Raw genomic sequence first — 11,060 nt, forward strand, 5'->3', positions numbered from 1 at the left:
GTAGTCCCCTCCATGACCGATACCCGCAACGTCTCCGCCGGGGCATCCGAATTTAACTTGACGATTGTCTTAGCCGCGACCTTCGCCCGTCGCCGCATGGTAGGTTGCCAGCACCTGATCCACCGCGGCGATCAGAACCTCCTCCATATCCTTGCCTGCAACCGTGGCGAGCGGCAGCTCGCCGAGGTATTGGCGCAGCAGGGTTTCGGGAATTGTCTTCCCGTCAAGCGCCTTATGCAAGGCGGAAACGGCTGCGAGCGCCTCGGGCCTTGTCCAGTAATAGCGAATGCGGTCGCTGTAGCTGTAGTGACGCTGCAATCTGAGCGTGATGTCATCACCATGGTAATGACCCTGCCAGTCGCCGGGCGCGCCGAGCATCAGCTGTTCCATGGTCCGCGCCAGCGGCCGGTCGCCATAGTCGCCGACCATCTCGGATGCGATCATATCGAGAGCGTAGAGTGCTTCGCGGTAAGCGAAGGTCAGCCCCGGACCGACTTTCAGGATCGGATATCCGTCGCGCACAAGGGCGCCAAGCGCTGCTCTCGTTTGATAATCCGTCGAGTGTGCTTCAAAGACCAGTTGCGGTTCGCCGTCGAGTACGGCGCTGAGCGCCGTGGCCGCATCCGGATTGTAAGCGACGACATTGTCGCTGCCGAATTCCACGCCGGGCTGCACGACAAAGGCGATGACCCGTTCGAACGCATCGGAAAGACCGTGCTGCGCGAATATCTCACGGTGCAGGTCAATGGTCGTGCGCGCCGCCTGCGGCTCGGTGGGTGCCACCGTGTCGAGCACGTGATCGGCGCCGCCCGGCACCGGCACTTCGGTGCCGAGAATGTAAAGCGGTTTTGGCAGGCCCGCCTCGGCGGCTGCCTTTTCGGCGACAGCCGCGAGTTTTGCCGCGCGATTGGCAATGATCACGTCATCCAGTGCGGCCGGCTCACCGGCGCAGCCCATCGACGCATCCAGATGAATCTTGCGAAAACCGGCTGTGACATAGGCTTCGACCATGGTGGCTGCTTTTGTCAGCGCGTCCTCGGCTTTTTCCTTGCGCCAGGGATTGGGACCGAGATGATCACCGCCGAAAATCAGGAGCTCGCCGGGCAGTCCTTCTTCCTGCGCAATGCTGTTGACGAAGGTAACGAAGTCGCGCGGCGTCATGCCGGTATAACCGCCGAGATGATTGACCTGGTTGCAGGTGGCCTCGATCAGCACGGCTGTTTGACCGGCAGCGGCGCGGCGGATTGCGGCGCGCAGGACAACGGGGTGGGCAGAGCAGACTGAAGTGATACCTGCCGGCTTGCCGGCACGGCGCGCGGCGGCGAGATTTTCCAGAATGGCGGTCATAGGACTTCCTCCGACAATAGCGCGGTCATGAAGGCGTCAAGTTCGGCAAGGCTGGCAGCGCCCTCCATGGGACCGCGCTTTATGACGTTGTGCGCGCCGGATGCATTGGCATAGGCGAGCGCTCTTTCGGGATGCATGCCGAGGCGGCGGCAGGTGAGGTATGTTGCGCCGAAACAGTCGCCGGCGCCGGTCGGATCAATTTCGGAGACCGTCAGTCCGGGGGCGTCGATGCGGCCATAGGCGCGGCTGAAGTGGCTGGCGCCTTGCGCGCCGCGCTTCAGCACGATCTCGCCGATACCTGAGGCAAGGAGCTTTTCTATCGCTGCGTCCTCGTCATCCAGACCGGAGGCAGCTTGAAGTTCTTCGCCGGAAGGCAGCAGAAGGTCGGTGACATCAAGGAGATCGTCGATCAGCTTGCGGCCCTCGTTACCCTGCACCAGTTCCTTGCGGATGTTCGGATCGAAAGACACCGAGCCGCCGCGCGCCTTGACGCTTTTGATCGCCTCCAGAATGATCTCGCCGATACCGGCAATCGCAAACGCCGATCCCATGACGTGCACATGGCCGGCCTGTTCGATGAGGGCCTGCGCCTTATCAGTCATGTGCGTTTCGCGCGCTGCGGAATGGGCGATGTTGAAAACGAAATCCCGTGCACCGTTTTCCCTATAGCGGACAAAAGCGCTTCCGGTCGGCCGGTCCGCAACGGTGGCGATGGCCGATATGTCCACGCCGTCACGGCGCAGCCGCTCGATGTTGAGGCGGCCGAAATCGTCATCGCCAACCGCCGCGATAATGCCGGCGCTGCCGCCGCAACGCGCGACCTGATCGATGAAAATGGCGGGCGCGCCGCTTGGAAAGGGGCCGATCAGCGTTTGCGGCTCGAGAAAGCCGTCGCCCACTGTCGTCGCCATGATTTCCACGAGGATTTCACCCGCCGTAATGGTCGGGCCTTTCGCGTGCGGCGCCAGTGCGGATACCTGCCTCATCGTCTCCTCCATATGCATTCGGCTCCACCTTTCCGATGGGTGCAAACCCCGACGTTCCGGCTCTGTTATTTTTCGGATATCAGTTAAAATTTACGCGCGTCAAGATATTTTTTGATGATATTTTTGTTGCGATGCAGCAAGTAAAGCGGATCATGTAATTATTTTTGATGACATTATCGACTTTAAAACAGCTAGTTATAGCAATATATCCAAGAGTGCTCACGTCACAGTCTATTTTTGGATGTTGACAAATGGCGCGATTTTGCGAGATAAAAATTTACGCATGTATTGTTATGCGTGGACATCCGTAAAGGAGGAGCGGGTCTCATGAGCAAATTCATTGGAATTCTGTCGTCGTCTGTGGTTGGAGCGGGCCTTTTGGCCGGACTTGCGCAGGCGGAAGAAATCAACATCGCCACCGTCAACAATGGCGACATGATCATCATGCAGAAGCTTTCCAGCGCCTGGGAGAAGGAAACAGGAAACAAGATCAACTGGATCGTGCTGGAAGAGAATGTTCTGCGCGAACGCGTCACCACCGATATCGCCACCAATGGCGGCCAGTTCGACATCATGACCATCGGCGGTTACGAAGCGCCGATCTGGGGCAAGCAGGGCTGGCTGGCTCCGGTCGATGATCTCGGCGACGATTACGATTACGCCGATCTGCTCGATCCGATCAAAAAAGGCCTGACGGTGGACGGCAAGCTCTATGCCGTGCCGTTTTATACCGAAAGCTCGTTCACCCTTTACCGCAAGGACCTGTTCGACGCGGCCGGCCTGAAAATGCCCGATAATCCGAGCTACGACCAGATCAAGGACTTCGCGGCCAAGCTGACGGACAAGTCGAAACAGCAATATGGCATTTGCCTGCGCGGCAAGCCGGGCTGGGGCGAGAACATGGCTTTCCTCGGTACCATGATCAATACCTATGGTGGACGCTGGTTCGACATGGACTGGAAGCCGCAGCTGACGAGCGAGCCGTGGAAAAAGGCGATCTCGGATTATGTTGCGCTGATGACCTCCTACGGCCCGCCCGGTGCAGCGACCAACGGCTTTAACGAGAACCAGACGCTGTTCGCATCAGGCCATTGCGCCATGTGGATCGACGCCACCTCGGCTGCGGGACGTATCTACGATCCCAAACAGAGCCAGGTTGCCGACAAGACCGCTTTCACGCGTGCTCCGGTAGAGGCAACGCCGAACGGATCGAGCTGGTCGTGGTCATGGAACCTTGCAATTCCGAACACCACGAAGAAGCTCGAAACCGCCAAGTCATTCGTTAAATGGGCGACCTCGAAGAACTATGTGAAGACGGTCGGTGAAAGCGAAGGCTGGGTCGCCGTGCCGCCCGGTACGCGCAAATCCACCTATGAGCTGCCAGAATACAAGAAGGCCGCACCCTTTGCGGATACGGTGCTGAAAGCCATCATGTCCGCCGATCCGTCGAAGCCGACAAAGGATCCGGTCCCCTATACTGGCGTGCAGTTCGTCGCCATACCGGAATTCCAGTCGATCGGCACGGTTGTCGGCCAGCAGATTGCGGCAGCACTCTCCGGCCAGCAGACCGTCGATACGGCGCTCGAAGGCGCCCAGAAACAGGTCGAGCGTGACATGACCCGCGCGGGCTACATCAAGTAGCCGCGTCCTCCCGGCGTGCCGCCCGTTCGTCACTTTGGCGGCGGGCGGCATGGGTGGGGCTGGCGCACCCGCCGCCCTCATTCGTGTGCTTGTCACAGGAATCCAGTCAGCCCAAGTCCTTGGGCTGAAAAGGACTCTCTCGCCACGCAGACGCGCGTCAGCTGGATTCCTGTGACAGGCACAGGAATGAGGGGAGTGAGAAAATCGCATCTAACACAAACGCGCATGGCCGAGGTCACCCATTACCCGCCATGCATCACGGAGATCGACATGAGATTGAAGAACAAGGTCGCGCTGATTACCGGCGCCGCCCGCGGCATCGGCCTTGGTTTTGCACAGGCTTTCGCCGATGAGGGTGCAAAGGTCATCATCGCCGATATCGATATTGCCAGGGCGACCGCTTCTGCAGCCGCTATAGGCCCATCCGCCAAGGCCATCCGTCTGGACGTGACTGACCTTGGTCAGATCGATGCGGTTGTAAAGGCGGTCGATGAGGAATTCGGCGGCATCGATATTCTCGTCAACAATGCCGCGATCTTCGATATGGCGCCGATCAACGGCATTACCGAAGAGAGCTATGAGCGGGTTTTTGACATCAATCTCAAGGGGCCGCTTTTCATGATGAAGGCCGTCTCCAATGTCATGATCGCGCGTGCGCGCGGCGGCAAGATCATCAATATGGCGAGCCAGGCCGGTCGGCGCGGTGAGGCGCTCGTCACGCTTTATTGCGCTTCCAAAGCGGCGATCATTTCCGCCACGCAGTCGGCGGCGCTGGCGCTCGTCAAACACGGCATCAACGTCAATGCGATTGCGCCGGGTGTCGTGGATGGCGAGCATTGGGAAGTGGTCGATGCGCATTTCGCCAAATGGGAAGGCTTGAAGCCGGGTGAGAAGAAGGCGGCGGTGGCCAAATCCGTGCCGATCGGCCGTTTCGCCACGCCTGATGACATCAAGGGCCTTGCAGTTTTCCTCGCCTCTTCCGACAGCGACTATATTCTCGCCCAGACATATAATGTCGACGGCGGCAACTGGATGAGCTGAAAAGCCGGAGATGACCATGCGTGCGATTCAATTCGTCGAGAAGGGACGAGCCGTGCTTACGGACGTGCCCGTCGCCGATCTGCCGCCGGGGCATGCCCTTGTCCGGGTCAAGGCTTCGGGGCTGTGCCATACCGATATAGACGTGCTGCATGCGCGTTACGGTGACGGTGCCTTTCCCGTCATTCCCGGCCATGAATATGCCGGCGAAGTTGCGGCGGTGGCGGCAGATGTCACAGGCATCAAGGTCGGCGACAGGGTTGTCGTCGATCCCAATCTGCCCTGCGGCACCTGCCCCAGTTGCAGGAAAGGGCTTACCAACCTTTGCAGCACGCTGAAGGCCTATGGCGTTTCCCATAATGGCGGTTTTGCGGAATTCAGCGTGGTGCGCGCCGACCAACTGCATGGCATAGGTTCCATGCCCTATCACGTGGCAGCACTTGCCGAACCGCTCGCCTGCGTCGTCAACGGCATGCAGAGCGCGGGCATTGGCGAGAGTGGGTCGGTGCCGGGCAATGCGCTTGTTTTTGGCGCCGGCCCCATCGGCCTGCTGCTCGCCCTGTCGCTGAAATCACGAGGCATTGCGACGGTGACGATTGCGGACATCAACGAAAGCAGGCTGGACTTCGCTGAAAGTCTTGGACTTCAGACGGCGGTTTCCGGGTCTGAGGCGCTGCTGCGGCAACAGAAGGCGTTCGATTTCGTGGCGGATGCGACCGGCATCGCAGCTGTTGCGGAAGCAATGATCCCGCTGGTCGCGGATGGCGGCACGGCGCTGTTTTTCGGTGTCTGCGCGCCCGATGCCCGTATCTCGGTTGCGCCTTTCGAAATCTTCCGGCGGCAGCTGAAGCTTGTCGGCTCACATTCGCTGAACCGCAACATACCGCAGGCGCTTGCCATTCTGGAAACGGATGGCGATGTCATGGCGCGGCTGGTGTCGCACCGGCTGCCGCTTTCGGATATGCTGCCGTTCTTTATGAAAAAGCCGTCCGATCCGGCCACGATGAAAGTGCAATTTGCAGCCGAATGATCGTTTGGCCGTTGATAACCGTATTCGACCGGCTTTTCGTGCGAAGGCCGGTCGATATAGAGTACCACATGTAATATTTCATGGGGGCAAGCACTTTGGCCAAATCTATCAGGACGATGGAAGAGTTCTCGGAATTCGTCGGCCTTTCCCGCCCGACTGTTTCGAAATACTTCAATGATCCGGCCTCGGTCCGCAAGAAGACGCGGGATGCCATCGAGGATGCGCTGAAGAAATCGGGCTTCCGACCGAATATCTTCGCCGTCAACCTCAACCGCCGCCGCTCCAATATCATCGGCATCATTATTCCCAACTCAACCGACCCGTTCTACATGGCGCTCACGAGCCGTATCGAACTCATCGCCAACGAGGCGGGGTTCCTTGCCTTCGTGCTGTCGTCCGACGGCAAGGCGGAAATCGAGGATCGGGCTATCCGCACCTTCAAGTCGATGAATGTCGCGGGCGCCATCATCGCTCCGCTCGGCGTCAAGTCCCATCGCGCCACGCTAGAGCAGCTGGCAGCCAGCATACCGATCGTCTATGTCGATTCTCCACTCGACGAGACCTCGGCCTTCGTCGGCACCGACAACCGCCAGAGCGTCGGGCTGATGGTGGATTATCTCTGCCGTTCGGGCGAGCCGCCCTGTTTCTTCGACATGCCGCAGGTCAATACCAACGCCGCAACGCGCCGCACGGCCTATGAGGAGGCGATGCAGCGTCTTGGTTTCGAGCCGCATGTCATCGGTGTTCCCGGCACCGTAACCTGGGATTTCGAGCGTTTCGCTTTTGATGAAGCGACCCGGTTGCTGGATGGGGCAGGGCATTTGCCCTCGCGCACTATTTTATGCGCCAATGACCGTATCGCCTTCGGGGTCATCGCCGCCGCTTTCCAGAAGGGCATCAGGGTCGGCCATGGCACGGATTACGATCTCAGGGTCGCCGGCCATGACGATCATCCGCTTTCGCGTTATGCCTGCCCGCCGATTACTACGGTGGCGCAGAATTACAACGAGATCGGCAGACTATCGATCGAACTTCTGCTGCAGAAGTTGAACGAGGAGGCGGATGACACGACACGGATGCGCGAGCGCATTCTCCTCAGTGCCGATCTGATGCTGCGCAAATCGGCTTGATAGTTTGTTAGAAAAATTAAAAGAAAAATCTGTTTTTCTAAATAGAACTAATATTTGAACGCTCCTACTCTCTTCCCAGGGTTGCTTTGGGAGGCGACCGCGGGAGCCGGCGCAAGTGTGTGCCGGGATCCGGGAGGAACGCAGAAACGTCATGTCTTCGGTGCCGCGAGGGTTAACCCTTCGTAGCCGCGGTATCGCATGGCCTTCGCCGGGCTGACTGGGCACTCTCGCCAGCAATTTCCCCAGCGAAGGATGTCAAAACATGAATCTCTATTCTCTTCTGTCGCAGCGCGCAGCCGGTGGCAAGCCCGTCAGGGTGGGTCTCATCGGTGCCGGCAAGTTCGGTTCCATGGTTCTGGCGCAGGCGCAGCGCATCGCCGGTTTCCACATGGTCGCCGTCGCTGATCTCAATGTCGGCAAGGCGCGGGAATCGTTTGACCGCGTCGGCTGGCCGAAGGAGCGTTATGACGCGACGAGCTGCGCCGATGCGCTGAAGAGCGGCAAGACCTATGTGACTGACGATGTGAACGAACTGTTCGCCTGCGGCGAGATTGAATGCGTGATCGAGGCGACCGGCCATCCGCTGGCTGGCGCGCGCCATGCGCTCGGAGCCATCGACCACAACAAACATGTCGTCATGGTCAATGTGGAAGCCGATGTGATGGTCGGGCCGATCCTGGCCGAAAAGGCGAGGGCCAAGGGCCTTATCTACTCCATGGCTTACGGTGACCAGCCGGCCCTGATCTGCGAATTGGTCGATTGGGCACGCGCCACCGGCTTCGAGGTCGTTTCCGCCGGCAAGGGGATGAATTTCGAGCCGCGTTACCGGTATTCGACGCCTGATACGGTCTGGAGCTACTTCGGCTGGACTGACGAGGAAGTGGCCAAGGGCGACTTCAATCCGAAAATGTACAATTCATTTACCGACGGCACCAAGGCGGCCATCGAAATGGCGGCCGTCGCAAACGGCACAGGGCTGGATTGCCCGGATGACGGTCTGGCCTTCCCGCCCGCAGGCCTGCACGATCTCGCCCGCGTCTTTCGCCCTGCTGCCGATGGTGGCCGCATGTCGCGTTCGGGTCTCGTGGATATTGCCGCAAGCCAGGAGCCGGATGGTCGCGAGGTGTTTAATAACATCCGTTACGGCGTTTTCGTCACCTTCAAGGCGCATAACGAATATGCCCGCGCCTGCTTCAAGCAATATGGACTGCTGACCGATCCTTCGGGCTGGTACGCCTCCATGTGGCGTCCGTTCCATATCATCGGTCTGGAAACCTCGATCAGTGTGCTGTCCGCGGTGCTGCGCAACGAGGCCACCGGTTGCTCGAAGGAGTTCCGCGGCGATGCGGTTGCGACGGCCAAGAAGGACATGCAGCCCGGCGAAATGCTTGATGGCGAGGGCGGTTACGCGGTTTGGGCCAATGCGATTCCTGCCACCCGAAGCCTCGACATCAAGGCGCTCCCGATCGGTCTTGCCCATAATGTCAAGCTGAAGCGCGCCATCAAGAAGGATCAGATCGTCAGCTTCGATGATGTGGAACTGGTGAGCGACCTGGATGTGGTGAAGCTTCGCCAGGACATGGAAAACCAGTTCCGTCCGCAAAAAGACGCTGCGGCGTGATGGACGGAGAACGGGACATGCCGAATGGAGCTTTCGTGGTAATCGCGGAATTCCGGGTCAAGCCTGACGCGATGGATGCCTTTCTTAACGCAGCGCAAGATGATGCCAAGCATTCGGTTCAGGATGAACCGGGTTGCCGGCAATTCGATGTGGTGCGGCCGGAATCCGGAAACAACGTGGTGTTCTATGAGGTCTATGACAGCCGCGAAGCTTTCGACGACCATCTGAAAACACCCCATCTCGACCGGTTTCGCGAGGCGTTTCCCGCCCTCATCGAAGAAGAGTTGCCGGTTCGTTTCCTCAACCGGCAATGGCTTTGAAGGGTGGAAAAAATGCAGGACATCCGCGAAATCGCTGTCATCGGAACGGGCATCATGGGTGCACCCATGGCGGCGCGTCTGGCGGAGGCCGATTTTTCCGTCAAGGCCTGGAACCGCAGTGCTGAAAAAGCTGCGGTTCTGGCGGCAAAGGGCGTGCAGCCGACGGCCACGGCTGCCGAAGCTGTAGCCGAAGCCGATGTCGTGCTCTGTATGCTGAGTTCCGGGCCGGTCTGCGACGAGGTTCTGCTCGGCGCCTCGGGTGTCGTTTCCACCATGAAGCCCGGTGCATTTCTGCTGGTGATGAGTTCGATTCCGGTCGACAGCGCACGGGAACAGGCGGAGGCGGCAAAGGCTCATGGCGTCGCTTATGTCGACGCACCGGTTTCCGGCGGTGAAAAGGGGGCGACTGAGGGAACGCTCGCCATCATGGCCGGCGGTGAGCAGCGGGATGTGGACGCATTGCGGCCACTCCTCAATTGCCTCGGCCGCGTCACCCATGTCGGTCCGGTGGGCTGCGGTTCATTGGCCAAGCTGGCCAACCAGCTGATCGTCGCCTCGACGATCTGCGCCGTAGCGGAAGCTTTGACGCTGGTTGAAGCGGGGGGAGCCGACCCGGCGCAGGTGCGCCAGGCTTTGCTTGGCGGTTTTGCCGAGTCCACCGTCTTCCGCCAGCACGGCAAACGCATGGTGGAAGGCGATTTCCGCCCCGGCGGGCCGGCGAAATATCAGCTGAAGGATACGTCCACGGCGCTTGCTTTCGCCAAGAGCCGTGGCCTGAAATTACCGGTCGGCGAGGAGGTTGACCGGCTGTTCCGCTCCATGGTCGAGCATGGTGCGGGCGAGCTTGATCACAGCGGTGTGATCCTTGAAGTTAAACGCATGAATGCGTTCGGAGGAACGCTCGAAACTGTTTAGAGACAACAACGGGAGGAACACATGAAAATTTCAAAACTTTACGGGCTGGCTCTTGCCGCCACCATGCTTGTTGCATCGATCGCGCAGGCGGAAACGCTCACGCTTTCGACGCCGGACTCCGATACGTCGGAAATTACGCTCGCGGCCCACAAGTTCGCCGAGATTGTTTCGAAAAAGACCGATGGCAAGCTCAAGATCAAGGTGTTTCCGAACGGCACGCTTTATGGCGGCGATCCTTCGGCGGGCGTCAAGCAGCTGGCCGGCGGTTCGCTCGACATGCTCTTGAACTCGACATCGCTTTACGCAGTGTTCAATCCGAAATTCACGGCCATCGCCATTCCCTATCAGTTCCGCGATATCGACCAGTTGCGCGTCTATCTCGACAGCGATCTTGGCAAGGAGCTTTCCGGCGATCTGAGCAAGATCGGCATTCTCGGGCTCGATCTCTGGTCTCGGCCGTTGCGCCAGATCACCAACTCCAAGGCGCCGATCAAATCGCCTGCCGATCTCAAGGGCATGAAGCTGCGTGTGCCGAACAATCCGCTCTGGGTCGAATTCTTCGGCGCCATGGGTGCTGCCCCGACGCCGATGGCCTTTGCGGAAGTCTATAACGCGCTCCAGCTGAAAGTCGTCGACGGGCAGGAAAATCCGGTCAACGTGCCTGTCAGCGCCAAGCTTTATGAAGTGCAGAAATACCTGACGATCAGCAACCACATCGCTGACGCCTGGGTGCTGGGCATGAACCCGGCCCGTTTCGAAGGCCTCGACGAAGGCTTCAAAACGGCGTTGAGGGACGCGGCCACGGAAACCGAGGCGTGGAAAGCTCAGAACGATGCTGCCGATATCGACAAGTCGCTCGCAACGCTGAAGAAGAACGGCATGGAGGTCAACACGCTGACCGATGACGAGCGCAAGGCTTTCGTGGCTGTCGCGACTGGTCTTTCGTCAAAATTCTCCGCCCTCGTGAAAGATCAGGCGTTTTTCGACAAGACGCAGGCTTTCCTCAAGACGAACTGACGCCGCCAGTGAAAG

Annotated in this window: 10 protein-coding genes; 8 read left to right on the plus strand and 2 right to left on the minus strand. The window is 59.3% G+C overall.

All coding sequences use genetic code 11. The annotated features are described in order from the left end of the window. Positions 1-69 precede the first annotated feature (69 nt). Both T18_RS17760 and T18_RS17765 read right to left on the minus strand, forming a co-directional pair. On the minus strand, positions 70-1,347 hold the full coding sequence (locus T18_RS17760) for a D-tagatose-bisphosphate aldolase, class II, non-catalytic subunit (protein ID WP_038493857.1): 1,278 nt from the start codon (positions 1,345-1,347) through the stop codon (positions 70-72). Further along, a complete protein-coding gene (locus tag T18_RS17765) occupies positions 1,344-2,351 on the minus strand; it encodes a sugar kinase (protein WP_038493854.1) in 1,008 nt (335 codons plus the stop codon). The genes T18_RS17760 and T18_RS17765 overlap by 4 nt, the downstream gene beginning before the upstream one ends. 309 nt (positions 2,352-2,660) lie before the next feature. Between T18_RS17765 and T18_RS17770 the strand changes: the two genes are divergently transcribed. From T18_RS17770 to T18_RS17810, 8 genes are all read left to right on the plus strand, one after another. Then, the gene (locus tag T18_RS17770; protein WP_013761438.1) at positions 2,661-3,974 is read left to right on the plus strand and encodes an ABC transporter substrate-binding protein; all 1,314 of its coding nucleotides are present in this window, start codon (positions 2,661-2,663) and stop codon (positions 3,972-3,974) included. A gap of 270 nt (positions 3,975-4,244) precedes the next feature. Beyond that, the gene (locus tag T18_RS17780) at positions 4,245-5,015 is read left to right on the plus strand and encodes a galactitol 2-dehydrogenase (protein ID WP_025595922.1); all 771 of its coding nucleotides are present in this window, start codon (positions 4,245-4,247) and stop codon (positions 5,013-5,015) included. Between the two features lie 16 nt (positions 5,016-5,031). Next, positions 5,032-6,042 (plus strand): D-altritol 5-dehydrogenase, encoded by a 1,011-nt coding sequence (locus tag T18_RS17785; protein WP_038495775.1) that lies wholly within the window; start codon positions 5,032-5,034, stop codon positions 6,040-6,042. Between the two features lie 116 nt (positions 6,043-6,158). Continuing rightward, positions 6,159-7,172, plus strand: a complete 1,014-nt coding sequence (locus T18_RS17790) for a LacI family DNA-binding transcriptional regulator (protein WP_019566487.1) — start codon at positions 6,159-6,161, stop codon at positions 7,170-7,172. Between the two features lie 262 nt (positions 7,173-7,434). Beyond that, positions 7,435-8,793, plus strand: a complete 1,359-nt coding sequence (locus T18_RS17795) for an NAD(P)H-dependent oxidoreductase (protein ID WP_003517962.1) — start codon at positions 7,435-7,437, stop codon at positions 8,791-8,793. A 17-nt stretch (positions 8,794-8,810) separates the two neighbouring features. After that, on the plus strand, positions 8,811-9,113 hold the full coding sequence (locus tag T18_RS17800; protein ID WP_038495772.1) for a putative quinol monooxygenase: 303 nt from the start codon (positions 8,811-8,813) through the stop codon (positions 9,111-9,113). A gap of 12 nt (positions 9,114-9,125) precedes the next feature. Then, positions 9,126-10,028: an NAD(P)-dependent oxidoreductase gene (locus tag T18_RS17805; protein WP_038493851.1), complete on the plus strand. Its 903-nt coding sequence runs from the start codon at positions 9,126-9,128 to the stop codon at positions 10,026-10,028. Between the two features lie 21 nt (positions 10,029-10,049). Beyond that, positions 10,050-11,045 (plus strand): DctP family TRAP transporter solute-binding subunit, encoded by a 996-nt coding sequence (locus T18_RS17810; RefSeq protein WP_038493848.1) that lies wholly within the window; start codon positions 10,050-10,052, stop codon positions 11,043-11,045. Positions 11,046-11,060 lie beyond the last annotated feature (15 nt).

It is taken from the genome of Rhizobium sp. TBD182 (assembly GCF_001950375.1).
GTDB classification, from domain to species: domain Bacteria; phylum Pseudomonadota; class Alphaproteobacteria; order Rhizobiales; family Rhizobiaceae; genus Agrobacterium; species Agrobacterium tumefaciens.

What these genes read in the sequence shown, in the direction of transcription:
- T18_RS17810 (WP_038493848.1), top strand. Translation starts at nt 10,050, where the DNA reads ATGAAAATTTCAAAACTTTACGGGCTGGCTCTTGCCGCCACCATGCTT.
- T18_RS17800 (WP_038495772.1), top strand. Translation starts at nt 8,811, where the DNA reads ATGCCGAATGGAGCTTTCGTGGTAATCGCGGAATTCCGGGTCAAGCCT.
- T18_RS17805 (WP_038493851.1), top strand. Translation starts at nt 9,126, where the DNA reads ATGCAGGACATCCGCGAAATCGCTGTCATCGGAACGGGCATCATGGGT.
- T18_RS17795 (WP_003517962.1), top strand. Translation starts at nt 7,435, where the DNA reads ATGAATCTCTATTCTCTTCTGTCGCAGCGCGCAGCCGGTGGCAAGCCC.
- T18_RS17760 (WP_038493857.1), bottom strand. Translation starts at nt 1,347, where the DNA reads ATGACCGCCATTCTGGAAAATCTCGCCGCCGCGCGCCGTGCCGGCAAG.
- T18_RS17770 (WP_013761438.1), top strand. Translation starts at nt 2,661, where the DNA reads ATGAGCAAATTCATTGGAATTCTGTCGTCGTCTGTGGTTGGAGCGGGC.
- T18_RS17780 (WP_025595922.1), top strand. Translation starts at nt 4,245, where the DNA reads ATGAGATTGAAGAACAAGGTCGCGCTGATTACCGGCGCCGCCCGCGGC.
- T18_RS17785 (WP_038495775.1), top strand. Translation starts at nt 5,032, where the DNA reads ATGCGTGCGATTCAATTCGTCGAGAAGGGACGAGCCGTGCTTACGGAC.
- T18_RS17765 (WP_038493854.1), bottom strand. Translation starts at nt 2,351, where the DNA reads ATGCATATGGAGGAGACGATGAGGCAGGTATCCGCACTGGCGCCGCAC.
- T18_RS17790 (WP_019566487.1), top strand. Translation starts at nt 6,159, where the DNA reads ATGGAAGAGTTCTCGGAATTCGTCGGCCTTTCCCGCCCGACTGTTTCG.